Annotated in this window: 24 protein-coding genes; 17 read left to right on the top strand and 7 right to left on the bottom strand. The window is 60.7% G+C overall.

Annotated elements, in window-relative coordinates; translation table 11 throughout:
- The first annotated feature begins 82 nt into the window (after positions 1–82).
- From B9N88_RS07880 to B9N88_RS07850, 7 genes are all read left to right on the top strand, one after another.
- Positions 83–1,540, top strand: a complete 1,458-nt coding sequence (locus B9N88_RS07880) for a gamma-aminobutyraldehyde dehydrogenase (RefSeq protein WP_027604526.1) — start codon at positions 83–85, stop codon at positions 1,538–1,540.
- Between the two features lie 71 nt (positions 1,541–1,611).
- Positions 1,612–2,763: a putative ABC transporter substrate-binding protein YdcS gene (ydcS, locus tag B9N88_RS07875; protein ID WP_027604527.1), complete on the top strand. Its 1,152-nt coding sequence runs from the start codon at positions 1,612–1,614 to the stop codon at positions 2,761–2,763.
- Positions 2,764–2,899: 136 nt separating this feature from the next.
- A complete protein-coding gene (locus tag B9N88_RS07870; RefSeq protein WP_027604528.1) occupies positions 2,900–3,934 on the top strand; it encodes an ABC transporter ATP-binding protein in 1,035 nt (344 codons plus the stop codon).
- Position 3,935: 1 nt separating this feature from the next.
- Positions 3,936–4,865 (top strand): ABC transporter permease, encoded by a 930-nt coding sequence (locus tag B9N88_RS07865; protein WP_027604529.1) that lies wholly within the window; start codon positions 3,936–3,938, stop codon positions 4,863–4,865.
- The gene (locus tag B9N88_RS07860) at positions 4,855–5,664 is read left to right on the top strand and encodes an ABC transporter permease (protein ID WP_027604530.1); all 810 of its coding nucleotides are present in this window, start codon (positions 4,855–4,857) and stop codon (positions 5,662–5,664) included. Before B9N88_RS07865 ends, B9N88_RS07860 begins: the two co-directional genes overlap by 11 nt.
- A gap of 169 nt (positions 5,665–5,833) precedes the next feature.
- Complete coding sequence (locus tag B9N88_RS07855) at positions 5,834–7,258, top strand: gamma-aminobutyraldehyde dehydrogenase (RefSeq protein ID WP_027604531.1); 1,425 nt, start codon at positions 5,834–5,836, stop codon at positions 7,256–7,258.
- Between the two features lie 361 nt (positions 7,259–7,619).
- Positions 7,620–9,245, top strand: coding sequence for a glucan biosynthesis protein D (locus B9N88_RS07850; RefSeq protein WP_027604532.1), 1,626 nt, complete (start codon positions 7,620–7,622; stop codon positions 9,243–9,245).
- Positions 9,246–9,290: 45 nt separating this feature from the next.
- Here B9N88_RS07850 and B9N88_RS07845 read toward each other — a convergent pair whose 3' ends face one another.
- From B9N88_RS07845 to B9N88_RS07835, 3 genes are all read right to left on the bottom strand, one after another.
- Positions 9,291–9,476 (bottom strand): hypothetical protein, encoded by a 186-nt coding sequence (locus tag B9N88_RS07845; RefSeq protein WP_027604533.1) that lies wholly within the window; start codon positions 9,474–9,476, stop codon positions 9,291–9,293.
- A 270-nt stretch (positions 9,477–9,746) separates the two neighbouring features.
- Positions 9,747–10,853 carry an NADH:flavin oxidoreductase/NADH oxidase gene (locus B9N88_RS07840; protein WP_027604534.1) on the bottom strand — a complete coding sequence of 369 codons (1,107 nt, stop codon included), beginning with the start codon at positions 10,851–10,853 and terminating at the stop codon, positions 9,747–9,749.
- Positions 10,854–10,979: 126 nt separating this feature from the next.
- Positions 10,980–12,881, bottom strand: a complete 1,902-nt coding sequence (locus tag B9N88_RS07835; protein WP_027604535.1) for a potassium transporter Kup — start codon at positions 12,879–12,881, stop codon at positions 10,980–10,982.
- A gap of 413 nt (positions 12,882–13,294) precedes the next feature.
- On the opposite strand from B9N88_RS07835, the gene B9N88_RS07830 reads away from it, so the two are divergent.
- From B9N88_RS07830 to tsaA, 7 genes are all read left to right on the top strand, one after another.
- Positions 13,295–13,618: a type II toxin-antitoxin system RelE/ParE family toxin gene (locus B9N88_RS07830; RefSeq protein ID WP_027604536.1), complete on the top strand. Its 324-nt coding sequence runs from the start codon at positions 13,295–13,297 to the stop codon at positions 13,616–13,618.
- A complete protein-coding gene (locus B9N88_RS07825; RefSeq protein ID WP_043293399.1) occupies positions 13,615–13,950 on the top strand; it encodes an addiction module antidote protein in 336 nt (111 codons plus the stop codon). The genes B9N88_RS07830 and B9N88_RS07825 overlap by 4 nt, the downstream gene beginning before the upstream one ends.
- 180 nt (positions 13,951–14,130) lie before the next feature.
- Complete coding sequence (gene rimO / locus B9N88_RS07820) at positions 14,131–15,471, top strand: 30S ribosomal protein S12 methylthiotransferase RimO (protein ID WP_005785474.1); 1,341 nt, start codon at positions 14,131–14,133, stop codon at positions 15,469–15,471.
- A 99-nt stretch (positions 15,472–15,570) separates the two neighbouring features.
- Positions 15,571–16,044: a GNAT family N-acetyltransferase gene (locus tag B9N88_RS07815; RefSeq protein ID WP_027604538.1), complete on the top strand. Its 474-nt coding sequence runs from the start codon at positions 15,571–15,573 to the stop codon at positions 16,042–16,044.
- 71 nt (positions 16,045–16,115) lie between these two features.
- Complete coding sequence (locus B9N88_RS07810; RefSeq protein WP_027604539.1) at positions 16,116–16,826, top strand: rRNA pseudouridine synthase; 711 nt, start codon at positions 16,116–16,118, stop codon at positions 16,824–16,826.
- Between the two features lie 69 nt (positions 16,827–16,895).
- On the top strand, positions 16,896–17,357 hold the full coding sequence (locus B9N88_RS07805; RefSeq protein WP_027604540.1) for a YehS family protein: 462 nt from the start codon (positions 16,896–16,898) through the stop codon (positions 17,355–17,357).
- Between the two features lie 3 nt (positions 17,358–17,360).
- On the top strand, positions 17,361–18,056 hold the full coding sequence (tsaA, locus tag B9N88_RS07800) for a tRNA (N6-threonylcarbamoyladenosine(37)-N6)-methyltransferase TrmO (protein ID WP_027604541.1): 696 nt from the start codon (positions 17,361–17,363) through the stop codon (positions 18,054–18,056).
- A 117-nt stretch (positions 18,057–18,173) separates the two neighbouring features.
- On the opposite strand, the gene fpr is transcribed toward tsaA, so the two are convergent.
- Positions 18,174–18,953 carry a ferredoxin-NADP reductase gene (gene fpr / locus B9N88_RS07795; RefSeq protein ID WP_027604542.1) on the bottom strand — a complete coding sequence of 260 codons (780 nt, stop codon included), beginning with the start codon at positions 18,951–18,953 and terminating at the stop codon, positions 18,174–18,176.
- Positions 18,954–19,077: 124 nt separating this feature from the next.
- Between fpr and B9N88_RS07790 the strand changes: the two genes are divergently transcribed.
- Entirely contained in the window at positions 19,078–20,004 is a 927-nt protein-coding gene (locus B9N88_RS07790; protein ID WP_027604543.1) for a LysR family transcriptional regulator, read from the top strand.
- Positions 20,005–20,007: 3 nt separating this feature from the next.
- Here the strand turns inward: B9N88_RS07790 and B9N88_RS07785 are convergent, their stop codons facing one another.
- From B9N88_RS07785 to B9N88_RS07770, 3 genes are all read right to left on the bottom strand, one after another.
- Entirely contained in the window at positions 20,008–20,370 is a 363-nt protein-coding gene (locus B9N88_RS07785; protein WP_027604544.1) for a diacylglycerol kinase, read from the bottom strand.
- A 75-nt stretch (positions 20,371–20,445) separates the two neighbouring features.
- Positions 20,446–21,096 carry a response regulator transcription factor ErdR gene (gene erdR / locus B9N88_RS07780; protein ID WP_027604545.1) on the bottom strand — a complete coding sequence of 217 codons (651 nt, stop codon included), beginning with the start codon at positions 21,094–21,096 and terminating at the stop codon, positions 20,446–20,448.
- 252 nt (positions 21,097–21,348) lie between these two features.
- Positions 21,349–22,068 carry a tRNA-uridine aminocarboxypropyltransferase gene (locus tag B9N88_RS07770; protein WP_027604547.1) on the bottom strand — a complete coding sequence of 240 codons (720 nt, stop codon included), beginning with the start codon at positions 22,066–22,068 and terminating at the stop codon, positions 21,349–21,351.
- A gap of 179 nt (positions 22,069–22,247) precedes the next feature.
- On the opposite strand from B9N88_RS07770, the gene B9N88_RS07765 reads away from it, so the two are divergent.
- Both B9N88_RS07765 and B9N88_RS07760 read left to right on the top strand, forming a co-directional pair.
- Positions 22,248–22,688, top strand: coding sequence for a PA3611 family quorum-sensing-regulated virulence factor (locus tag B9N88_RS07765; RefSeq protein ID WP_027604548.1), 441 nt, complete (start codon positions 22,248–22,250; stop codon positions 22,686–22,688).
- A gap of 377 nt (positions 22,689–23,065) precedes the next feature.
- Positions 23,066–24,178: an LOG family protein gene (locus B9N88_RS07760; RefSeq protein WP_027604549.1), complete on the top strand. Its 1,113-nt coding sequence runs from the start codon at positions 23,066–23,068 to the stop codon at positions 24,176–24,178.
- Positions 24,179–24,365: the final 187 nt, after the last annotated feature.

Here is a 24,365-nt window from a genome sequence, read left to right as displayed (position 1 = left end):
TAGTCTCTGTCTATGCATAAGAGAAGGTCCGGCGCCTTGTAAGAGAACGCCCATGACCGCACAAGAAAAGAGATCACGAAAAATGTCCGGCGCGCCCACCCCGCTGCTTACTGCGTTGCTGATCGACGGCGAACTGGTCCAGGGCCAGGGCGTTGCCGAGCCGATCCTCAACCCGGCCACCGGCGAAGTGCTCACCCAGATCGCCGAAGCCAGCACCGAGCAGGTCGAAAGTGCGATCCTCGCCGCGCACCGCGCTTTTGCCGGCTGGTCGCGGACCACGCCGCAACAACGCTCGAACATCCTGCTGGGCATCGCCGACGCCATCGAGAAACACGCCGACTACCTCGCCCGCCTGGAATCGCTGAACTGCGGCAAGCCGTTGCACCTGGCGCGCCAGGACGACTTGAGCGCCACCATCGATGTGTTCCGCTTCTTCGCCGGCGCCGTGCGCTGCCAGACCGGACAGCTCAGCGGCGAATACCTGCCGGGCTACACCAGCATGGTGCGCCGCGATCCGATTGGCGTGGTGGCCTCGATTGCGCCGTGGAACTACCCGCTGATGATGGCCGCGTGGAAGATCGCCCCGGCGCTGGCGGCCGGTAATACCTTGGTGTTCAAGCCGTCGGAACACACGCCGCTGTCGATCCTCGCATTGGCCCCGGTCCTGAAGGACGTGTTACCACGCGGGGTCATCAACATTCTGTGCGGTGGCGGTGAAGGCGTCGGCAGCCATCTGGTCAGCCACCCCAAGGTGCGCATGGTCTCGCTGACCGGCGACATCGTCACCGGCCAGAAAATCCTGCAGGCCGCCTCCAAGACTCTCAAGCGCACCCACCTGGAATTGGGCGGCAAGGCGCCGGTGATCGTATGCAACGACGCCGACCTGCAAGCCGTGGTCGAAGGCGTGCGTGCCTACGGTTACTACAATGCCGGCCAGGACTGCACGGCGGCATGCCGCATCTACGCCCAGGCGGGCATCCACGACAAATTGGTCGCCGAGCTGGGCGCAGCCGTCAGCAGCCTGCGCTTCGCCGGCAAGCGCGATGCCGATAACGAACTCGGCCCGCTGATCAGCACACGCCAGCGCGATCGCGTGGCCAGCTTTGTCGAGCGCGCCCTCGGCCAGCCGCATATCGAGCGGGTCACCGGCGCGGCCGTGCATTCCGGGGCCGGCTTCTATTACCAGCCGACGCTGCTCGCCGGCTGCAGGCAGACCGATGAAATCGTCCAGCGCGAAGTGTTCGGCCCGGTGGTCACCGTGACCCGCTTCGACGAACTGGAACAGGCGGTGGACTGGGCCAACGATTCCGAATACGGCCTGGCCTCCTCCGTCTGGACCCAGAACCTGGACAAGGCCATGCAGGTCGCCGCGCGCCTGCAATACGGCTGCACCTGGATCAACAGCCATTTCATGCTGGTCAGCGAAATGCCCCACGGCGGCTTGAAGCGCTCGGGGTATGGGAAAGATCTGTCCAGCGATTCGCTACAGGACTACAGCGTGGTGCGCCACATCATGGCCCGCCACGGCCAGCATCTTTAAAACAACAACTAAGCTCATGCGTCACGGCTTCACACACTGCCCCGACCATAATTAAAGAAGAGGGAATCCCCATGTCTGCGCATAAGACCGCACTGCTCAGTGCCTTGACCACCGCGCTGCTGGCCAGCGTCAGTATCCAGGCCGCCGAACCGCTCAAGGCGGTGGGCGCTGGTGAAGGCCAGCTGGATATCGTCGCCTGGCCCGGCTATATCGAACGTGGTGAAAGCGACAAGGCCTACGACTGGGTCACAGGTTTCGAGAAGGAAACAGGCTGCAAGGTCAATGTGAAAACCGCCGCCACCTCTGACGAAATGGTCAGTTTGATGGCCAAGGGCGGTTATGACCTGGTCACCGCGTCCGGGGATGCGTCGCTGCGATTGATCGTCGGCAAGCGTGTGCAGCCGATCAACACGGCGTTGATCTCCAACTGGAAGAACATCGACCCGCGCCTCAAGGATGCGCCGTGGTACGTGGTGGGCCAGCAGACCTACGGCACCCCGTACCAGTGGGGGCCGAACGTGCTGATGTACAACACCACCGTGTTCAAGACCGCGCCCACCAGCTGGAACGTGCTGTTCGATGCGCAGAACCTGCCGGACGGCAAGCCGAACAAAGGTCGTGTGCAGGCCTATGACGGTCCGATCTACATCGCCGATGCGGCGCTGTACCTCAAGAGCACCCAGCCGGAACTGGGGATCCAGAGCCCCTATGAACTGACCGAAACCCAGTACAAGGCCGTGCTCGACCTGTTGCGCGCGCAGCAGCCGTTGATCCACCGCTACTGGCATGACACCACCGTGCAAATGAGCGACTTCAAGAACGAAGGCGTGGTGGCCTCCAGCGCCTGGCCGTATCAGGTCAACGGCCTGCAGAACGAGAAGCAGCCGATTGCTTCGACCATTCCCAAGGAAGGCGCCACCGGCTGGGCCGACACCACCATGTTGCACAGCGAGGCCAAGCACCCGAATTGCGCCTACAAGTGGATGGACTGGTCGCTGCAGCCCAAAGTCCAGGGAGATGTCGCCGCCTGGTTCGGCTCGCTGCCAGCGGTGCCCGCAGCCTGCAAGGAAAGCGAACTGCTCGGTGCCGAGGGTTGCAAGACCAACGGCTTCAACCAGTTCGACAAGATCGCCTTCTGGAAAACCCCGCAGGCCGAGGGCGGCAAGTTCGTGCCGTACAGCCGCTGGACCCAGGACTACATCGCGATCATGGGCGGCCGCTAAGACCATGCAGACGGCATAGATCCCCTGTGGGAGGAGGCTTGCCCCCTCCCACATCGACCGCATTCACGGATGTTTTGTTTTTCAGCAGTCCAGGCCGGGCGCTGCGACCACCCGCGCCTTTTTGGAGCACCGCACCATGACGCTTGCAGTCCAATTCACCCACGTTTCCCGTCAGTTCGGCGAAGTGAAAGCCGTTGACCGGGTTTCCATCGATATCCAGGACGGCGAGTTCTTTTCCATGCTCGGCCCATCCGGCTCGGGCAAGACCACCTGCCTGCGCCTGATCGCCGGTTTCGAGCAGCCGAGCGCAGGCTCGATCCGCATTCATGGCGAGGAAGCCGCTGGCTTGCCGCCGTATCAGCGTGACGTAAACACGGTATTCCAGGATTACGCACTGTTCCCCCATATGAACGTGCGCGACAACGTCGCCTATGGCCTCAAGGTCAAAGGCGTGGGCAAGACCGAACGCCTCAATCGCGCCGAAGAAGCCTTGGGGATGGTCGCCCTCGATGGCTACGGCGAGCGCAAGCCGGTACAGCTCTCCGGCGGCCAACGCCAACGGGTAGCCCTGGCCCGTGCCCTGGTCAATCGCCCCCGCGTGCTGCTGCTCGACGAGCCGTTGGGCGCCCTCGACCTCAAGCTGCGCGAACAGATGCAAAGCGAGCTGAAGAAGCTGCAGCGCCAGCTCGGCATCACCTTTATCTTCGTGACCCACGACCAGACCGAAGCGCTGTCGATGTCCGACCGTGTGGCGGTGTTCAACAAGGGCCGTATCGAACAGGTCGACACCCCGCGCAACCTGTACATGAAACCGGCCACCGCGTTCGTCGCCGAGTTCGTCGGCACCTCCAACGTGATTCGCGGCGAGTTGGCCCAGCGCCTCAGCGGCAGTGCGCAGCCGTTTTCGATTCGCCCGGAGCACGTAAGGTTTGCCGAGGGCCCGCTGGGCGCCGGCGAAGTGGAAATCAGCGGCCTGCTGCACGACATCCAGTACCAGGGCAGCGCCACCCGCTATGAACTGAAACTGGAAAACGGCCAGGCGCTGAACATCAGCCAGGCCAACAACCAGTGGCTGGACATCAGCAGCGGCCATCAGGTCGGCCAGTCCATCACCGCCCGTTGGGCGCGAGAAGCCATGACGCCGCTGACTGACCGCGCAGGCGAGGTGTGACATGAGCCTGGCCCTTTCCCAACCGCCGATGCGCAGGTTTTCCAACCTGCTGTACCGCAAGCCCAACCTGTACCTGGCGATGCTGCTGGTTCCGCCGCTGATCTGGTTCGGCGCGATCTACCTGGGTTCGTTGCTGACCCTGCTGTGGCAAGGCTTCTATACCTTTGACGACTTCACCATGGCGGTCACGCCGGACCTGACCCTGGCCAACTTCGCCGCGCTGTTCCAGCCGTCGAACTTCGACATCATCCTGCGCACCCTGGGCATGGCGATCGTGGTGTCGATCGCCAGCGCCATCGTCGCCTTCCCGATCGCCTACTACATGGCGCGCTACACCACGGGCAAGACCAAGGCGTTCTTCTATATCGCGGTGATGATGCCGATGTGGGCCAGCTACATCGTCAAGGCGTATGCCTGGACCTTGCTGCTGGCCAAGGGCGGCGTGGCGCAGTGGTTCGTGCAGCACCTGGGCCTGGAACCGGTATTGCAGTTCGTGCTGGGCATTCCCGGCGTGGGCGGCAGCACCTTGAGCACCTCGCACCTGGGGCGCTTCATGGTGTTCGTCTATATCTGGCTGCCCTTCATGATCCTGCCGATCCAGGCGTCCCTGGAGCGCTTGCCGCCGTCGCTGCTGCAAGCCTCCGCCGACCTCGGCGCGAAGCCGCGCCAGACCTTCATGCAGGTAATCCTGCCGCTGTCGGTGCCGGGGATTGCCGCCGGTTCGATCTTCACGTTTTCGCTGACCCTGGGCGATTTCATCGTGCCGCAACTGGTGGGCCCGCCGGGTTACTTCGTCGGCGGCATGGTCTACGCCCAGCAAGGCGCCATCGGCAATATGCCCATGGCCGCCGCGTTCACCCTGGTGCCGATCGTGCTGATCGCGGTTTACCTGTCCATCGTCAAACGCCTGGGGGCCTTCGATGCACTCTGAGAAATCATCCTTAGGCTTGAAGATCGCAGCCTGGGGCGGGTTGGTATTCCTGCACTTCCCGATCCTGATCATCTTCCTCTACGCCTTCAACACCGAAGAAGCCGCGTTCAGCTTTCCGCCCCAGGGATTTACCCGGAAGTGGTTCAGCGTGGCCTTCGCCCGGCCGGATGTGCTGGAGGCGATCAAGCTGTCGTTGCAGATCGCCGCCATCGCCACCCTGATTGCCATGGTGCTGGGCACCCTGGCCTCGGCGGCGCTGTATCGCCGCGAGTTCTTTGGCAAGCAAGGCGTGTCGCTGATGTTGATCCTGCCGATTGCGCTGCCGGGGATCATCACCGGTATTGCACTGCTGGCGACGTTCAAGACATTAGGCATCGAGCCGGGGATGTTCACCATCATCGTCGGCCACGCGACGTTCTGCGTGGTGATCGTCTACAACAACGTCATCGCCCGCCTGCGCCGTACGTCCCACAGCCTGATCGAAGCCTCGATGGACCTGGGCGCCGACGGCTGGCAGACCTTCCGCTACATCATCATGCCCAACCTCGGCTCGGCGCTGCTGGCCGGCGGCATGCTGGCGTTTGCGCTGTCGTTCGACGAAATCATCGTCACCACCTTCACCGCCGGCCACGAGCGTACGTTGCCGCTGTGGTTGCTCAACCAATTGAGCCGGCCACGGGATGTGCCGGTGACCAATGTGGTCGCGATGCTGGTGATGCTGGTGACGATGTTCCCGATCCTGGGCGCCTATTACCTGACCCGCGGTGGTGAAAGCGTGGCGGGGAGCGGTGGTAAATAACTTGGCCACTGAAGGAACGCGGTTCAAATGTGGGAGGGGGCTTGCCCCGATAGCGGTGTGACAGCCAACACAGCTGTCACTGAACCACTGGCATCGGGGGCAAGCCCCCTCCCACATTTAAATCCGGTTTCTTCAGGGAAATAACACGCGTTTTTTGGAGGACTCAATCATGCAAACCAAACTGCTGATCAACGGCCAACTGGTACAAGGCGAAGGCCCGGCCCAGGCCATCTTCAACCCGGCACTGGGCCGCGTGCTGGTGGAAATCAAAGAAGCCAGCGAAGCCCAGGTCGACGCCGCCGTGCGCGCCGCCGATGCGGCCTTCGAAGGCTGGTCGCAGACCGCGCCCAAGGATCGCTCGCTGTTGCTGCTGAAACTGGCCGACGTGATCGAAGCCTACGGCGAAGAACTGGCCAAGCTGGAATCGGACAACTGCGGCAAGCCCTACAGCGCCGCGCTGAACGACGAGATCCCGGCGATTGCCGACGTGTTCCGCTTCTTCGCCGGCGCCAGCCGTTGCATGAGCGGTTCGGCCGGCGGTGAATACTTGCCCGGCCACACCTCGATGATCCGTCGCGACCCGGTGGGCGTGATCGCGTCCATCGCACCGTGGAACTACCCACTGATGATGGTCGCCTGGAAAATCGCACCGGCCCTGGCCGCGGGCAATACCGTGGTGCTCAAGCCGTCGGAGCAAACCCCGCTGACCGCGTTGCGGATGGTCGAGTTGGCGTCGGAGATTTTCCCGGCCGGAGTACTCAACCTGGTGTTCGGCCGTGGGCCTACCGTGGGCAGTCCGCTGGTGAACCACCCGAAAGTGCGCATGGTGTCGCTGACCGGCTCCATCGCCACCGGCGCGAATATCATCTCCAGCACCGCCGACAGCGTGAAGCGCCTGCACATGGAGCTGGGCGGCAAGGCGCCCGTGATCATCTTCAACGACGCGGATATCGATGCAGCGGTGGAAGGCATTCGTACCTTTGGCTTCTACAATGCCGGGCAGGACTGCACCGCTGCCTGTCGGATTTATGCGCAGGCGGACATCTACGACGCCTTTGTGGAGAAACTCGGCGCGGCAGTCGCCAGCATCAAATACGGCTTGCAGGATGACCCGGCCACTGAGCTGGGCCCGTTGATCACTGCGCAACACCGCGACCGGGTTGCCGGGTTTGTCGAACGCGCCGTGGCGCAGCCGCATATACGCCTGGTCACCGGTGGCAAGGCGGTGGAAGGCAATGGTTTCTTCTTTGAGCCGACCGTACTCGCCGATGCGCAACAGGACGATGAGATCGTGCGCCGCGAGGTGTTCGGGCCGGTGGTGTCGGTGACCAAGTTCACCGATGAGGTGCAGGTACTGGGCTGGGCCAATGATTCGGACTACGGGTTGGCGTCGTCGGTATGGACCGCCGACGTAGGACGCGCCCACCGCCTGGCCGCGCGCTTGCAGTACGGCTGCACCTGGGTAAACACCCATTTCATGCTTGTCAGCGAAATGCCCCACGGTGGTCAGAAACTGTCGGGGTATGGCAAGGATATGTCCATGTATGGCTTGGAGGACTACACCACGGTTCGGCATGTGATGTTCAAGCACTGATCCCCCAAGTGCCGTAACGCTTTATTGTAGGAGCGAGCTTGCTCGCGAAGAACGCAAGAGCACTGCGGTTAATCAGAATCTCCGCGTTATCGTTGACGTTCTTCGCGAGCAAGCTCGCTCCTACATTTGGATCTTCATAATTGGTGGGTAATGTGTTCACTCACAGCGTCGGAAATGTCTTGTCGCATTTGCAATGCCATCACCCCGCCATCAATCAATTTTCCTTCTCCATCGAACCGCTTAAGCTATCCGGCGTCTGTTTAATGTCCGTTGCGTTTGGCCGAAGGCATGTCCGAACCGTAATTTCTGATCCAGCACGTGCCAGGAACGGCGCGGGATTTGCTCACGACAGGTTGTCTCTATGCACCGCAGGAATTTGCTCAAAGCCTCCATGGCCATTGCGGCCTACACCGGTTTATCGGCCAGCGGCCTGCTTGCCGCGCAGGCCTGGGCCGGGAACCGTGCCGCCGATGGCAAGGCCGTAGCGTTCGATTTTGAAACGCTCAAGGCCCAAGCCAAACAGCTCGCCGGGACCACGTATAAAGACACCAAACAGGTGCTGCCGCCTACCCTGGCGACCATGACCCCGCAGAATTTCAACGCCATCGGCTACGACGGCAACCATTCGCTGTGGAAGGAATTGAACGGCCAGCTCGACGTGCAGTTCTTCCACGTCGGCATGGGCTTCAAGACACCGGTGCGCATGCACAGCGTCGACCCCAAGACCCGTGAAGCCCGCGAAGTGCATTTCCGCCCTTCACTGTTCAATTATGAAAAAACCACCGTCGACACCAAACAGCTGACCGGCGACCTGGGTTTCTCCGGCTTCAAGTTGTTCAAGGCGCCGGAACTGGATCGCCATGACGTGCTGTCGTTTCTCGGCGCCAGCTACTTCCGCGCGGTGGATTCTACCGGCCAGTACGGCCTCTCCGCCCGTGGCCTGGCGATTGATACCTACGCAAAAAAACGCGAAGAGTTCCCGGACTTCACGCAGTTCTGGTTCGAGACCCCGGATAAGAACGCGACCCGCTTTGTGGTCTACGCCCTGCTCGACTCGCCGAGCGCCACCGGCGCCTACCGCTTCGATATCGACTGCCAGGCCAACCAAGTGGTGATGGCCATCGACGCCAACATCAATGCCCGCACCGCCATCGAACAGTTGGGCATCGCCGCCATGACCAGCATGTTCAGTTGCGGCACCCACGAACGCCGCATGTGCGACACCATCCACCCACAGATCCACGATTCGGACCGCCTGGCGATGTGGCGAGGTAATGGCGAGTGGATTTGCCGCCCGTTGAATAACCCGGCCAAGCTGCAGTTCAATGCGTTCGCCGACACCGACCCGAAAGGTTTCGGCCTGGTGCAGACCGACCATGAGTTCGCCAGCTACCAGGACACCGTCGACTGGTACAGCAAGCGTCCAAGCCTGTGGGTCGAACCGACCACCGCCTGGGGCGAAGGCTCGATCGACCTGTTGGAAATCCCCACCACCGGCGAGACCCTGGACAACATCGTGGCCTTCTGGACCCCGAAAAAGCCGGTGGCGGCCGGCGACTCACTCAACTATGGCTACAAGCTGTACTGGAGCGCCCTGCCCCCGGTCAGCACGCCGCTGGCGCAAGTCGACGCGACCCGTTCCGGCATGGGCGGCTTTACCGAAGGTTGGGCGCCGGGCGAGCACTACCCGCCAGTGTGGGCGCGCCGGTTTGCCGTGGACTTCAAGGGCGGCGGCCTGGACCGTTTGCCGGCCGGCACCGGGATCGAGCCGGTGGTGACCTGCTCCCACGGCGAAGTGAAAGACTTCAGCGTGCTGGTGCTCGACAACATCAAGGGCTACCGCATCCTGTTCGACTGGTACCCGACCAGCGACAGCGTGGAGCCGGTGGAACTGCGGCTGTTTATTCGCACCCAGGACCGCACCCTGAGTGAAACCTGGTTGTATCAGTACTTCCCGCCGGCACCGGAGCAGCGCAAGTACACCTGATCCAGATCGTTCCCACGCGCGTGGGAACGATCCTCGCGCACGCCATCAGAACCGCGACACACTCTTCATCGCTCCAATCAGATAGCGCATCGCCACCTGATCGTTTTCGGTCAGGGCGCGATACTGCGCCAGTAATTCGGCTTCGTCCGAACTCAACCTGCGGCCACGCAAGGACACCCTGCGGGTAAAAAAAGACACCACCGCACCCGCTACACCATAGGACTTGGCCATGGACTGTTTCTCCTGATATCGATCAAAAACTCCTGTGCCCACAAACCGTTTCCCGGGGAGCGCAATGCCTCCGTGAACAAACAGGCTGACTTCCTGGGCCAGAAATCAGTCCTACCCTAAGCGTAGAAACAATCTCGTTACGTGTGGGATTTTTTTAGAGCATTCACTTAAAAAATCACTTCGGTAACAAATACCTACAACCCCATCCCACAGCAGCAGGCAAAAAAAACCCACCGGTTCAAGGTGGGTTTCGACGGCGCCGACGCAGGATCAATCCCTCAAGTCAGACTCGTGGATCGGTTGGTCCCGATGGGTCGCTCGTTGGTACTGAGCCGGCCAAATGGCCTTGCGCCCGCCCAGATCATCATCGGCATGCAACGGCCAGTAAGGGTCACGCAGCAGTTCACGGGCCAGGAAGATGATGTCGGCCTGGCAGGTACGCAGGATGTGCTCGGCCTGGGCCGGTTCGGTGATCATGCCGACGGTGCCGGTGGCGATGCCCGACTCCTTGCGTACACGCTCGGCAAAGCGCGTCTGGTAACCGGGGCCGGTGGGGATTTCGGCGTTAGCGGCAGTGCCGCCGGAAGACACGTCGATCAGGTCCACGCCCAGGTCTTTGAGGCGACGCGCGAGTTCCACGGTTTCATCAGGGTTCCAGCCATCTTCCACCCAGTCGGTGGCCGACACCCGCACGAACAGTGGCAGCTCCTGGGGCCAGACCTCGCGCACGGCCTCGGTCACTTGCAGCACCAGGCGGATACGGTTCTCGAAGGAGCCGCCATATTGGTCCTGCCGCTGGTTGCTGATGGGCGAGAGGAATTGATGCAGCAGGTAACCATGGGCGGCGTGGATCTCCACCACTTCAAAACCGGCGGTCAGGGCTCGCCTGGCGGCGGCGACGAAGTCGGCGATCACTTGCTGGATCTGCGCCTCATCCAAAGGCTTGGGTTGGGTGTGCTGCGGGTCAAAGGCAATCGGCGACGGCCCCACCGGCACCCAGCCACCGTCTTGCGGCTTGACGCTGCCGTGCTTGCCGATCCATGGGCGGTGGGTGCTGGCCTTGCGCCCGGCATGGGCCAGCTGGATGCCCGCCACCGCGCCCTGGGCGGCGATAAACCGTGTGATGCGCCGCAGGGGTTCGATCTGTTCGTCGTTCCACAGGCCCAGGTCTTCGGCCGTGATGCGGCCATCGGCGGTTACGGCGGTGGCTTCGGTGAATATCAGCCCGGCGCCACCGACCGCGCGGCTGCCGAGGTGGACCAGGTGCCAGTCGTTGGCCAGGCCATCGACACTTGAGTACTGACACATCGGAGACACCGCGATACGGTTGAGCAGGGTCAATTGGCGCAGGGTATAGGGTTCGAGCAGCTGACTCATGGCGCACCTCTTCTGGGGTCTGTGGGCACTATTCAAACAGTGCTTAGAGCCTAGTCGACAACCGTGGATTGCACAGGGTTCAGACGTAAAGCGGGAGCCGATTGCCGGCTCCCGTACCGCGCAGGCTTACATTTCGACCTGGGTGCCCAATTCGATCACTCGGTTGACCGGGAGCTTGAAGAACCGCAGGTTGCCGTTGGCGTTCTTGAGCATGAATGCAAACAACGCTTCGCGCCAACGGGCCATGCCCTTGATGCGGGAGGCGATGACGGTTTCACGGCTGAGGAAGTACGTGGTGCGCATCGGACTGAAATCCAGGCCGTCCAAATGGCACAGCTTCAACGCTTCGGGGACGTCCGGCTCATCGGTAAAGCCGAAGTGCAGGATCACGCGAAAGAACCCCTCGCCGTAGGAATCCACCTCGAAGCGCCGTGAGGCCGGAACACGCGGGATGTCTTCGTAGACCACCGTCAGCAACACCACCTGTTCATGCAGCACCTGGTTATGCAACAGGTTGTGCAACAGCGCATGGGGCACGGCGTCCGGGCGCGCGGTAAGGAACACCGCCGTGCCCTGTACGCGATGCGGCGGCTGCACGCGGATGCTGCTGATGAAGATCGGCAACGGCAGGCCACCTTCGTCGAGGCGGTCCACCAGCAATTGCTTGCCGCGCTTCCAGGTGGTCATCAGCACGAACAGCACAATCCCCGCCAATACCGGGAAGGCACCGCCCTGGATGATCTTCGGCACGTTGGCCGCGAAGTACAGCCCGTCCACCAACAGGCAGCAGACCAGGACCGGCACGGCCAGAATCGGTGGCCATTTCCACAGCAACAGCATGACTGCCGACACCAGGATGGTGGTCATCAGCATGGTCCCCGTCACCGCCACGCCGTAGGCCGACGCCAGTGCGTTGGAGGACTCGAAACCCAGCACCAGCAGGATCACGCCGACCATCAGCGACCAGTTCACCGCACCGATATAGATCTGGCCCTGTTCGGCGCTTGAGGTGTGCTGGATATGCATACGCGGGATATAACCCAACTGGATCGCCTGGCGCGTCAACGAAAACGCACCGGAAATCACGGCCTGGGACGCAATCACCGTGGCCAGGGTGGACAACACCACCAGCGGGATCAGCGCCCAACTTGGCGCCAGCAGGTAGAACGGGTTGCGTGCGGCTTCCGGGTCGCCCAGCAGCATGGCGCCCTGGCCGAAATAGTTGAGCACCAGCGCCGGCAACACCAGGATGAACCAGGCGCGGGCGATGGGCTTGCGGCCGAAGTGACCCATGTCGGCATACAGCGCCTCGGCACCGGTCAACGCCAGCACTACCGCACCGAGGATTGCCACGCCAATGCCAGGGTGGGCCTCGAAGAAACGCACGCCCCACATCGGGTTCAGGGCATTGAGCACTTCAGGGTGCAGGGTAATGCCATACACGCCGAGGCCACCCAGCACCAGGAACCAGGTCACCATCACTGGCCCGAACAGCTTGCCGATGCGGTCGGTACCGTGCTTCTGGATCAGGAACAGCGCCACCAGCACCACCAGGGCGATCGGCACCACCCATTTTTCCAAGCCGTCGAACGCCAGTTCCAGGCCTTCAATGGCCGACAGCACCGAAATCGCCGGGGTGATCATGCTGTCGCCATAGAACAACGCCGCACCGCACAGGCCACACACCACGAGGAAACTGCGCAACTTCTTGCGCTCCCCCGCCGCCCTTCGCGCCAACGCGGTCAGGGCCATGATGCCACCTTCGCCCTGGTTATCGGCGCGCAGCACGAACAGCATGTACTTGATCGACACCACCCAGATCAACGACCAGAAGATCAGCGCCAGGATCCCCAGCACACCGTCATGGTTGACCTGCACCCCATAACCACCGTTGAACACCTCTTTGAGGGTATAGAGCGGGCTGGTACCGATATCGCCGTAAACCACCCCGACCGCTGCCACCAGCATGCCGATCGGCTTTGCGTTGGAATGCTCGGCACCTGCTGCCTGACTACTTGCCTGACCCATCAACCACTCCTGCCCTTTGACCTGAGGTCTCTTATAAACAGCGCGTCTAAGCTGACCCTAGCATGCGCTGTTTTACTTCTCGTAACAGACGTTTTATTGACCCAAGGGTTTTCCCCGTGCGCAACGGCGCGAAGCATAGCGCAGCGGTCGTCGTATTTCCCTGCTCAAGTGATTCGGGTATCGATTTACACCGTCAGTCGTAGATGAAGCGGCATTTTGGAGCCTTTTTGCCTGCATTGATCACATTTACGGCCAACCGTATATTTTCCGCCCGGCTCAGTAGCGCAGCCTCAGCGGTGTATGCGCAAGCTCCTTGGCCACCTTGCCTGATCAATAAATCGCGCGCCTGCATCACCTGCGTAGTCGATATAAAAACTCAATCATTGCCCTGTCTCTTTTAAGGTACATTCCGCATGTACGAAGTGAAACACGTACTTTCAGTCAACGGGGTGGATATCTACCAGGCTTGGCTGGACACCGTGCAAGACACGCGTTCAAAGGCAAGAATCACCACCAGAGTGGATCGAGCTTCCCTTGGCCACTTTGGTGTTACCGAGTCGGTGGGTGACGGGGTCTTTGAGATGAAACTCGACTTCGGGCCTGGGTTTCGTGTGTATTACGCAATCCAGGATCGAAAAATTGTTTTCCTGTTGGGCGGCGGCTCAAAGGTCAGGCAGCAGAACGACATTGATCAGGCCAAGGCCCTCTGGAAATCTTACAAGGTGCAGCAAAAATGACCATTCGTACTCGTTCTCATGAAGATAGTGTTCTTGAAATGCTCCGAGACGACGAAGCATTTGCCTTGGAATATCTATCTGTCGCGCTTGAGGAAATCGATGAAGCGGGTGGGGAAGACGCGTTCCTTGTCGCTATCCGTCGAGTGGCGGACGCTCGCGGCGGGATGCTCAGTCTGTCGCAGAACACGGGCCTCAATAGAGCAAATCTCTATAGGTCCCTCGGCGTCGGCGGCGACCCAAAGCTTTCCACTCTCCTGAAAGTGCTTCAGGCGTTAGGTGTGGGCATGTCTAAAGTTGTAACGCACCGCACAGAGCAGGACGTCCGGGCTTAAGAACGTGTAAGGGCTGGGCGATTCACCCAACACAGCACTCGTCGCATTTCCCTGCATAAAGCTGGTCAAGAGCGTTGCCCGTCGCTAGAATTGCGCACTTTTTGATCAGAGGCGCAGCAAGCGCCCGTCCGCAGCCCTGTCGTGCCCGACTGGCGGCGTCATTCAATACCGAGGTTAGACATGTCCACCACCATCGCAAAAGCCAACCCCAAGGTTGGCTTTGTTTCCCTGGGTTGCCCGAAGGCTCTGGTCGATTCCGAACGCATCCTCACGCAACTGCGCATGGAAGGCTATGACGTGGTGTCCACTTACCAGGACGCCGATGTGGTGGTGGTCAACACCTGCGGCTTTATCGACTCGGCCAAGGCAGAGTCCCTGGAAGTGATCGGCGAAGCCATCAAGGAAAACGGCAAGGTCATCGTGACCGGCTGCATGGGTGTGGAAGAAGGCAATATCCGCAACGTGCACCCCAGCGTACTGGCCGTGACCGGCCCGCAGCAGTACGAGCAGGTGGTCAATGCCGTGCACGACGTGGTGCCGCCGCGCCAGGATCACAACCCGCTGATTGACCTGGTACCGCCTCAAGGCATCAAGCTGACCCCGCGTCACTATGCGTACCTGAAGATTTCCGAAGGCTGCAACCACAGCTGCAGCTTCTGCATCATCCCGTCGATGCGCGGCAAGCTGGTCAGCCGTCCGGTGGGTGACGTACTCGACGAGGCCCAGCGCCTGGTCAAATCCGGCGTCAAGGAGCTGCTGGTGATCTCCCAGGACACCAGCGCCTACGGCGTCGACGTGAAATACCGCACCGGCTTCTGGAACGGCGCGCCGGTGAAAACCCGCATGACCGAACTCTGCGAAGCCCTCAGCAGCCTGGGCGTGTGGGTGCGCCTGCACTACGTCTACCCGTACCCGCACGTGGACGAGCTGATCCCGTTGATGGCCGCCGGCAAGATCCTGCCGTACCTGGACATCCCGTTCCAGCACGCCAGCCCGAAAGTGCTCAAGGCCATGAAACGCCCGGCCTTCGAAGACAAGACCCTGGCGCGCATCAAGAACTGGCGCGAGATCTGCCCCGAGCTGATCATCCGTTCGACCTTCATCGTCGGCTTCCCCGGCGAAACCGAAGAAGACTTCCAGTACCTGCTGGACTGGCTGACCGAAGCGCAACTGGACCGTGTGGGCTGCTTCCAGTACTCGCCCGTGGAAGGTGCCCCGGCCAACCTGCTGGACCTGGCCGTGGTCCCGGATGACGTCAAGCAGGACCGTTGGGAGCGCTTCATGGCGCACCAACAGGCAATCAGCTCGGCGCGCCTGCAACTGCGTATCGGCAAGGAAATCGAAGTGCTGATCGATGAAGTCGACGAGCAAGGCGCAGTCGGCCGTTGCTTCTTCGATGCACCGGAAATCGACGGTAACGTGTTTATCGACGATGCCAGCGGCTTGAAGCCAGGTGACAAGGTCTGGTGCACGGTGACCGACGCCGATGAGTACGATCTGTGGGCTGAAAAGCGCGACTGATCGAAAAAACTTGAAAAGCCCTGCCTCTGGACAAGATGCGGGGCTTTTTTAGGTCTATCTTTTGCCCATCAGCACCCATCATCGCAAGGGGCAGCGGGCATGCGTCAGCATTCGGTTATCCACACACCTAAAGCCAGCGACTACGCAGAGCTGGCGCGCATCTGGGAGGCCTCGGTGCGGGCCACCCATGATTTTTTGCCGGACAGTTACATCGTATTGCTGAAAAACCTGCTGCTGACCCGCTACCTGGATTCGGTGATGCTGATCTGCACCAAAGACACACGCCAGCGTATTACCGGGTTTGCCGGGGTGGCGTGCGGTAAGGTGGAGATGCTGTTTATCGACCCGCAATACCGCGGGCAAGGCCTAGGCCGGCAGTTGCTGCGTTATGCGATCGAGCGCATGAACGCCGATGAACTCGACGTCAACGAGCAGAATCCCCAAGCCTTGGGGTTCTATTTCAAGCAGGGTTTCGAAGTGGTCGGACGCACCGAACATGACGGCCTGGGGCAGCCCTATCCGTTGCTGCACCTGCGCCTGCGCCAGCAACAACAAAGCGCCCGTCAGGGCTAAATGAAATGGGGCCGGGATTAACCGCGCCCACACAGGTACAATAGCCGCCCCCTTTTGTTACGGCCCTTGTCATGACTGACCCCATACGCCTCTCCAAACGCCTTATCGAACTGGTCGGTTGCTCCCGTCGGGAGGCTGAGCTGTTTATCGAAGGCGGCTGGGTCTCGGTGGACGGTGAAGTGATCGACGAGCCGCAATTCAAGATCACCACCCAGAAGGTCGAACTGGACCCGGAGGCCAAGGCCACCGCGCCAGAGCCGGTGACCATCCTGTTCCACGCCCCGGTTGGTGTCGATGCCGAGACGGCAATGGCCTCGATCAGCGCCGAAACCCTGTCCGAAGAACACCGCTTCAGCAAGCGTCCGCTCAAGGGCCACTTCCTGCGCCTGACCGCCAGCGCCGACCTGCAAGCCAAGGCCAGCGGCCTGCTGGTGTTTACCCAGGACTGGAAGATTCTGCGCAAGTTGACCGCCGATGCCGCCAAGATCGAGCAGGAATACGTGGTGGAGGTTGAAGGCGACATGGTTGCCCACGGCCTCAACCGCCTGAACCACGGCCTGACCTACAAAGGCAAAGAGCTGCCAGCCGTAAAAGCCAGCTGGCAGAACGAAAACCGCCTGCGATTTGCGATGAAAAACCCGCAACCAGGCGTGATCGCCCTGTTCTGCGAAGCCGTTGGCCTGAAAGTCGTCGCGATCCGCCGCATTCGCATTGGCGGCGTGTCCATCGGCAAAGTGCCGGTTGGCCAATGGCGTTATCTGTCCGGCAAAGAAAAGTTCTAAACAGCCTCCCCCTTTCCAGGCACCGCCCCACTCGGCGGTGCCCACCGTTGAAAACCAGGATTGCCCACCATGATTCACAACGACGTACTGCGCAGCGTGCGCTACATGCTCGACATCAGCGACAACAAGATGGTCGAGCTTATCAAGCTCGGCGGCATGGACGTGACCAAGGAAGACCTGCTGACCTACCTCAAGAAAGACGAGGAAGAAGGCTTTGTGTTCTGTCCGGATGAGGTCATGGCCCACTTCCTCGATGGCCTGGTGATTTTCAAGCGCGGCAAGGACGAAAGCCGTCCGCCGCAGCCGATCGAAACCCCGGTGACCAACAACATCATCCTCAAGAAACTGCGTGTGGCCTTCGAACTGAAGGAGGACGACATGCACGCCATCCTCAAGGCTGCCGAATTCCCGGTGTCCAAGCCTGAGCTGAGCGCGCTGTTCCGCAAGTTCGGCCACACCAACTACCGCACCTGTGGTGACCAGTTGCTGCGCAACTTCCTCAAGGGCCTGACGCTGCGGGTTCGCACGTAAGCCATGGGTTACCAGGTCTCGCCGGTCGGTTTCGTACGCTCCTGCTTCAAGGAGAAGTTCGCCATCCCGCGCCAACCGCAACTGGCGCCTGCCGCGCGGGGCGTGCTGGAGTTGGTGGCGCCGTTCGACCAGGGCGAGGCGGTACAGGGCCTGGAGCAGGTCAGCCACGTGTGGCTGTTGTTTCTGTTCCACCAGGCCCTGGAAGACAAGCCCCGCCTGAAAGTGCGCCCGCCCCGCCTGGGTGGCAACACGTCCATGGGGGTGTTTGCGACCCGCGCGACTCATCGGCCCAACGGGATTGGCCAGTCAGTGGTCAAGCTGGACAAGGTGGAGCCGGGCCGGCTGTGGATCTCCGGGATCGATTTGCTCGATGGCACCCCGGTATTGGATATCAAGCCGTATGTGCCCTACGCCGACATCATCGACACAGCCACCAACAGCATCGCCAGTGGTGCGCCGCAGCTGATTCCCGTGCAGTGGCTGAAGACGGCGCTGCAGCAGGCACAAGGCCACGCCCAGCGCCTTGGGGAACCGTTGGTGGAGTTGATCGACCAGTGTCTGGCACAGGATCCACGCCCGGCGTACCAGACGCCTGGGCCTGAACGCGAATACGGGGCGCAGTTCTGGGATGTGGATGTGCGCTGGCACTATCCAGAGGCCGGGATGATTTGTGTGCTGGAAGTGGTGCCGGCGGGATAAACCGGAAACCCAATGTGGGAGGGGGCTTGCTCCCGATGGCAGTGGATCAGTCAACGTGTATATCGACTGATCCACCGCCATCGGGAGCAAGCCCCCCTCCCACATTTTTTACCGCAGTTATTTCTCGACGAACGCGCGCTCGATCAAGTAATCACCCGGCTCACGCATGCGTGGCGAAACTTTCAGGCCGAAGCTGTTCAGCACTTCGCTGGTCTCGTCCAACATGCTTGGGCTGCCGCACAACATGGCGCGGTCGTCCTCGGGGTTGATCGGTGGCAGGCCGATGTCGCTGAACAGCTTGCCGCTGCGCATCAGGTCGGTCAGGCGGCCTTCGTTTTCGAACGGCTCGCGGGTCACGGTCGGGTAGTAGATCAACTTCTCACGCAGGGCCTCGCCGAAGAATTCGTTCTGCGGCAGGTGCTCGGTGATGAATTCGCGGTAGGCGACTTCGTTGACGTAGCGCACGCCGTGGCACAGGATCACTTTTTCAAAGCGCTCGTAGGTTTCCGGGTCCTGGACCACGCTCATGAACGGAGCAAGGCCAGTACCGGTGCTGAGCAGATAGAGGTGTTTGCCCGGCTTCAAATCGTCAAGCACCAGGGTGCCCGTCGGTTTTTTGCTGATGATGATCTCGTCGCCTTCCTTCAAGTGCTGCAATTGGGAAGTCAGCGGGCCATCCGGCACCTTGATGCTGAAGAACTCCAGATGCTCTTCCCAGTTCGGGCTGGCAATGGAGTAAGCGCGCATGAGCGGGCGGCCGTTGGGCTGTTGCAGGCCGATCATCACGAACTGACCGTTCTCGAAGCGCAGGCCCGGATCGCGGGTGCACTTGAAGCTGAACAGAGTGTCGTTCCAGTGATGAACACTGAGGACACGCTCGTGGTTCATGTTGCTCATGTACGGGGGACTCCTGGAAATGGGTCTGCGCCAAAGATGAAGTGCGCAATTGCACAGCATTCTAATGGCGGCGACAATATCTGTTAACTGGATTATTAAGATAAGGGTTATCGGTTATATCGATATGCGATTTACTCTCCGTCAACTGCAAGTCTTCGTCGCCGTCGCCCAGCAGGAAAGCGTCTCTCGCGCTGCTGGCCTTCTGGCCTTATCTCAATCCGCCGCCAGCACCTCGATTACCGAGCTGGAGCGTCAATCCAGCTGCCAATTATTCGACCGTGCCGGCAAGCGCCTGAGTCTCAACGCCTTGGGCCATCAGCTGTTGCCTCAAGCGGTGGCGCTGTTGGACCAGGCCAAGGAGATCGAAGACCTGCTCAACGGTAAGTCCGGCTTCGGCTCCCTGGCGGTCGGCGCGACCCTGACCATTGGCAATTACCTGGCCACCCTGCTGATCGGCAGCTTCATGCAGCAGCACCCCGAAAGCCAGGTGAAGCTGCATGTGCAGAACACTGCCAATATCGTGCACCAGGTTGCGCACTACGAAATTGACCTGGGTCTAATCGAAGGCGACTGCAGCCACCCCGATATCGAGGTGCAAACTTGGGTGGAAGATGAGCTGGTGGTGTTTTGCGCGCCCCAGCACCACTTGGCCAAGCGCGGCGTGGCCACCCTGGAAGAGTTGACCCATGAGGCCTGGATCCTGCGGGAGCAAGGCTCCGGCACGCGCCTGACCTTTGACCAGGCCATGCGCCATCACCGCAGCGCGCTGAATATCCGCCTGGAGCTGGAGCACACCGAGGCGATCAAACGGGCGGTGGAATCGGGTTTGGGCATCGGGTGTATTTCCCGGCTGGCGCTGCGCGATGCATTTCGCCGTGGCAGCCTGGTGCCCGTAGAAACCCCGGACCTGGACCTGGCCCGACAGTTCTACTTCATTTGGCATAAACAGAAATACCAGACCTCCGCGATGCGGGAGTTCCTGGAGCTGTGCCGCGCCTTCACCGCCGGGGTTCAGCGCAGCGACGAGATCGTGCTGCCGAGCATTGCCTGATCGTCAGATCAGGATCACGGCCCACACCAGGGTGATCATGGTCAACGCCACGAATTGCGCGGCGCTGCCCATGTCCTTGGCGTTTTTCGACAAGGGGTGGCGGTCGAGGGAAATACGGTCGATCGCCGCTTCTACCGCCGAATTGAGCAATTCAACGATCAAGGCCAACAGGCACACTGCAATCAGCAGCGCGCGCTCAACACGGCTGATGTGCAGGAAAAAACTCAGCGGGATCAGGATGACGTTCAACAAGACCAGTTGACGGAACGCCGCCTCACCGGTGAACGCCGCGCGCAGACCATCCAGGGAATAGCCCCCTGCATTGAAGATACGTTTGAGACCGGTTTGACCCTTGAAAGGCGACATAGACGTAGGCAACTGAACCAAAGAAGTGGGGAAACTAGATCACGCAAAGTCAAAAAAGCGTGAATCGATAACAACTTAATGCTGAGCAATTGACTCAAGTTGTTGCAAGAGCAGCGCCGCCTGGGTCCGCGTACGCACCCCCAATTTGCGAAAAATTGCCGTGACATGCGCCTTGATGGTCGCTTCCGACACACTCAGCTCATAGGCGATCTGCTTGTTCAGCAAACCTTCGCAGACCATGGTCAGCACTCGAAACTGCTGGGGCGTCAGGCTGGCCAAGCCATCACGGGCGGCCTTGGCTTCGTCGGACACGTTGATGTGTTCGAATGCCTGCGGCGGCCAGGACACATCACCGTCCAACACTGCGCGCACGGCCTTCTGAATATCTTCCATCGCGCTGGACTTTGGAATGAAGCCGCTGGCGCCAAACTCCTTGGAACGCACCACCACGTCGGCGTCTTCCTGGGCAGAGACCATCACCACGGGGATCTGCGGGTATTGCCCACGCAGGAGCACCAGCCCCGAGAAACCGTAGGCGCCGGGCATGTTCAGGTCGAGCAGCACCAGGTCCCAATCGGATTTTTCGGTAAGGCGGGTTTCCAGCTCGGCAATGCTGGCCACTTCAACCAGGCGCACGTCGGGGCCAAGGCCCAGGGTCACGGCCTGATGCAGCGCACTGCGAAACAGCGGGTGGTCATCGGCTATCAGGATTTCGTATGTGGCCATTGATTAAATGATCCTGTTTTTTATGGCAGCCCCGATGGGTTCGGGGTTCACCAATACACAAGGCGACAGCCAGGCAGCCATCGCCACAGGGTACGTTCAACGTCAAAAGCACTTGGAACGACGTCGAAAACTCACGGTTGCACCCCAATCGGCGCTCAGCATGCCCAGCGCAGCCTGGGGGGTCAAGCACTACGCCCATGGGCATTTTAGCGGGGTGCAGGTTTACGGTGCCATCATGCAAACGTCGTCTGGCTATAGCACGGATATATAGGGTGCAAGACGAGTATGGACGCTGTCGGTCGGGTCCAGTGGCAGCTGGAACTTGGCGGCCAGGTAATGGGTGCTGAATACGTCGAGGTAGGCGTCCAGCACTTCGCTTGCTGCGGCGTCCTCGGCCAGCTCCAGGCACAGGGCGGCGACTTCGGCGGTGCAGAAATGGTCATCACGCTTGGAGCGGCGCAGTTTGTAGCGCGAAAGCTGCTCAGGCGCCAGGCTCAATACCGGCAGATGCTCCAGATAGGGACTCTTGCGGAACATCTTGCGCGCTTCGCTCCAGGTGCCATCCAGCAGGATGAACAGCGGGCGCCTGCCTTCTGCCACCGTCACGGTACTGACGACACGCTCGGGCGCCACGAATTCGCCGGGGAACACGATGTAGGGCTGCCACTGCGGGTCAGCGAGCAGGGTGAGCAATTCCGGGTCGACTTCGGTGCGCGACCAGGCGAATGCCGTGGTGTCCTCGACCACGTCGGCGATCAGCCAGCCGGTGTTGCTGGGTTTCATGGGTTCGACATCGTGCATCAGCAGGCACATGGCGGACCTGGCCGCGACCTGGGGGCGCCAGGCACACAGGCAGTATTCGGGGATGACCCGGCAGCCGGGGCAGCGTTCGGCACGGGAGCCTCGATTGACGAAGGGCTTGATCGCGCGTGCCAGGCGCTGTGTACGCAGGCGAGAGACGGCGTGGCTCATCGGATGCGCCGTACAGAGGGGTAGATCGACACGGAGAAAACTCGTGGAAGGCTGAAGTGACCGCAGTTTACCAGCGATACGCCTGGCTGTAGTGGCAAGGGGTCACCTATAATTGCGCGCCACTGAACGCACAGCGCAGTGGCTGGTCTATGCACCAGTAACCGAATCAGGAGAGTTTCATGCTGCGTTCCATGCTGCGTCTTGCCGCCCCATCCATCGCACTTGCGCTGGTACTGCCCGTGGGCGCCCAGGCGGCCTCGCTGCTGGAGGCCCAAATGAACCGGAAGCTGCAAAGCGTCGCGACTGAAAGCAACAAGGACCTGCCGCGAGAAATCGACGAAAAAACCCTGGAAGTGGCCTACACCGTTGAGGGCATGCAACTGATCGATCACCTCAGCGTATTGCCTGATCGCGCCGAACAGATGCGCGCCAACCCCAAGGCGGTGTATTTCCAGCTGGGGCAAAGCGTGTGCCTGAACAAAGGTTATCGCGAGCTGATGGCCAAGGGCGCAGTGATGCGCTATGAAATCACCGAGAACAAGACCAATCGTCCTGTGGCATCGGTGAAATTCGTGGAAGCGGATTGCCCGGCACCAGCTGCCGCCAAGAAGAAAAAGTAATCTTCGCTTGCCCTTCGCGCGCTGCTGTCCAGTAGCGCGCACTCCCCTGCTTCATTTCCCTGCAGGCGGCTAAACTCCCTGCTGAGTGACCAATAAGCGGTTGCCAGCCAAGGGTTTTTCGGCCCATGATCAAGTCATCCTGATCGCCCGTTCATCACGGCTTCCACGCCGTTCTGTAACATTTCCAGGGCAAAAGAGGGTTGCCCTCCTGCGACGTGCAGTGCAAAGGTTTTTTAAATCACAAGGAATATACAGAGCCCGTTTGCTGCCTGGCGAACACGTGCAATGCCTTGGGTATGCAGCGACACATGCAGTGTCGTGGCCCCCGGACGAATCTCTCGCCGCTGGCCCAGCCTCTGTGAAGAAGGAGAAGTTGAATGCCTTACGAACCGAATGACCACCTGCTCCGGCATTTTGAAGAAAACGGGGCCGACCTTACGCAACAGGTTGAAGCTCAGCTCCAGCAGATCGCCCCCAACAGCCCGAATATCCCCTTGTATCGCGACATGATCCTGACCGTGCTGCGCATGGCCCAGGACGACCGCAACCGCTGGAACGCCAAGATCACCTTGCAAGCCATTCGCGAACTGGACCACGCCTTCCGCGTACTCGAACAGTTCAAGGGGCGCCGCAAGGTCACGGTGTTCGGCTCGGCCCGCACCCCGGTGGAAAGCCCACTGTACGCCTTGGCCCGCGAGGTGGGTGCCGCACTGGCCCGTTCGGACCTGATGGTAATCACCGGTGGTGGCGGCGGCATCATGGCGGCGGCCCACGAAGGGGCAGGCCTGGAACACAGCCTGGGGTTCAATATCACCCTGCCGTTTGAACAGCATGCCAACCCGACCATCGATGGCACCGAGAACCTGCTGTCCTTCCACTTCTTCTTTACCCGCAAGCTGTTCTTCGTCAAGGAAGCCGATGCGCTGGTGTTGTGCCCGGGTGGTTTCGGCACCCTGGATGAAGCCCTGGAAGTATTGACCCTGATCCAGACCGGCAAAAGCCCGCTGGTGCCGGTAGTGTTGCTGGATGCGCCCGGTGGCGGTTTCTGGCAAGGCGCCCTGGACTTTATCCGTAGCCAGCTGGAAGCCAATCGCTACATCCTGCCCACCGACCTCAAGCTGGTACGCCTGGTGTACAGCGCTGAAGAGGCAGTGGAAGAGATCAATCAGTTCTATGCCAACTTCCATTCCACACGCTGGTTGAAACGTGAGTTTGTGGTGCGCATGAATCACCCGCTCAGCGATCAAGCGCTGGCTCATTTGCAGAGTGAATTTGCCAGCCTGCGGTTGAGCGGAGAATTCCAGCAACTGGCCTATACCGGTGAGGAGCATGATGAGCCGAAGTTCAGCCATTTGACGCGGTTGGTGTTCAACTTCAATGGCCGCGACCAGGGCCGGTTGCGGGAGCTGGTGGATTACATCAACTTGCCGGAGAACTGGGCGCAGGCTCAGGGGAAGACGCAACAACGGGTAGCGCCGCAGCCGGCGTGAAATCCAGAAACGCAGGATCCAGAAACGCAAAAAGGCCCGCTATTTTCATAGCGGGCCTTTTTTTGGGGGCTTCAGGTTTGGTGTTTCAGGTTTAGATCGAAGGGGAGGCCATTGGGGCTGCTTCGCAGCCCAGCGCGGGGCAAGCCCGCTCACCACAAACAAGCCCGCTCACCACAACAAGCCCATT

It is taken from the genome of Pseudomonas sp. LAMO17WK12:I1, assembly GCF_900177315.1.
Classification (GTDB): Bacteria; Pseudomonadota; Gammaproteobacteria; order Pseudomonadales; family Pseudomonadaceae; genus Aquipseudomonas; species Aquipseudomonas marginalis.
This window is presented reverse-complemented; position numbering and strand designations above follow the sequence as displayed.

Coding starts and splice junctions, on each gene's coding strand:
- B9N88_RS07880 (WP_027604526.1), top strand. CDS start 83: ATGTCCGGCGCGCCCACCCCGCTGCTTACTGCGTTGCTGATCGACGGC.
- ydcS (WP_027604527.1), top strand. CDS start 1,612: ATGTCTGCGCATAAGACCGCACTGCTCAGTGCCTTGACCACCGCGCTG.
- B9N88_RS07870 (WP_027604528.1), top strand. CDS start 2,900: ATGACGCTTGCAGTCCAATTCACCCACGTTTCCCGTCAGTTCGGCGAA.
- B9N88_RS07865 (WP_027604529.1), top strand. CDS start 3,936: ATGAGCCTGGCCCTTTCCCAACCGCCGATGCGCAGGTTTTCCAACCTG.
- B9N88_RS07860 (WP_027604530.1), top strand. CDS start 4,855: ATGCACTCTGAGAAATCATCCTTAGGCTTGAAGATCGCAGCCTGGGGC.
- B9N88_RS07855 (WP_027604531.1), top strand. CDS start 5,834: ATGCAAACCAAACTGCTGATCAACGGCCAACTGGTACAAGGCGAAGGC.
- B9N88_RS07850 (WP_027604532.1), top strand. CDS start 7,620: ATGCACCGCAGGAATTTGCTCAAAGCCTCCATGGCCATTGCGGCCTAC.
- B9N88_RS07845 (WP_027604533.1), bottom strand. CDS start 9,476: ATGGCCAAGTCCTATGGTGTAGCGGGTGCGGTGGTGTCTTTTTTTACC.
- B9N88_RS07840 (WP_027604534.1), bottom strand. CDS start 10,853: ATGAGTCAGCTGCTCGAACCCTATACCCTGCGCCAATTGACCCTGCTC.
- B9N88_RS07835 (WP_027604535.1), bottom strand. CDS start 12,881: ATGGGTCAGGCAAGTAGTCAGGCAGCAGGTGCCGAGCATTCCAACGCA.
- B9N88_RS07830 (WP_027604536.1), top strand. CDS start 13,295: ATGTACGAAGTGAAACACGTACTTTCAGTCAACGGGGTGGATATCTAC.
- B9N88_RS07825 (WP_043293399.1), top strand. CDS start 13,615: ATGACCATTCGTACTCGTTCTCATGAAGATAGTGTTCTTGAAATGCTC.
- rimO (WP_005785474.1), top strand. CDS start 14,131: ATGTCCACCACCATCGCAAAAGCCAACCCCAAGGTTGGCTTTGTTTCC.
- B9N88_RS07815 (WP_027604538.1), top strand. CDS start 15,571: ATGCGTCAGCATTCGGTTATCCACACACCTAAAGCCAGCGACTACGCA.
- B9N88_RS07810 (WP_027604539.1), top strand. CDS start 16,116: ATGACTGACCCCATACGCCTCTCCAAACGCCTTATCGAACTGGTCGGT.
- B9N88_RS07805 (WP_027604540.1), top strand. CDS start 16,896: ATGATTCACAACGACGTACTGCGCAGCGTGCGCTACATGCTCGACATC.
- tsaA (WP_027604541.1), top strand. CDS start 17,361: ATGGGTTACCAGGTCTCGCCGGTCGGTTTCGTACGCTCCTGCTTCAAG.
- fpr (WP_027604542.1), bottom strand. CDS start 18,953: ATGAGCAACATGAACCACGAGCGTGTCCTCAGTGTTCATCACTGGAAC.
- B9N88_RS07790 (WP_027604543.1), top strand. CDS start 19,078: ATGCGATTTACTCTCCGTCAACTGCAAGTCTTCGTCGCCGTCGCCCAG.
- B9N88_RS07785 (WP_027604544.1), bottom strand. CDS start 20,370: ATGTCGCCTTTCAAGGGTCAAACCGGTCTCAAACGTATCTTCAATGCA.
- erdR (WP_027604545.1), bottom strand. CDS start 21,096: ATGGCCACATACGAAATCCTGATAGCCGATGACCACCCGCTGTTTCGC.
- B9N88_RS07770 (WP_027604547.1), bottom strand. CDS start 22,068: ATGAGCCACGCCGTCTCTCGCCTGCGTACACAGCGCCTGGCACGCGCG.
- B9N88_RS07765 (WP_027604548.1), top strand. CDS start 22,248: ATGCTGCGTTCCATGCTGCGTCTTGCCGCCCCATCCATCGCACTTGCG.
- B9N88_RS07760 (WP_027604549.1), top strand. CDS start 23,066: ATGCCTTACGAACCGAATGACCACCTGCTCCGGCATTTTGAAGAAAAC.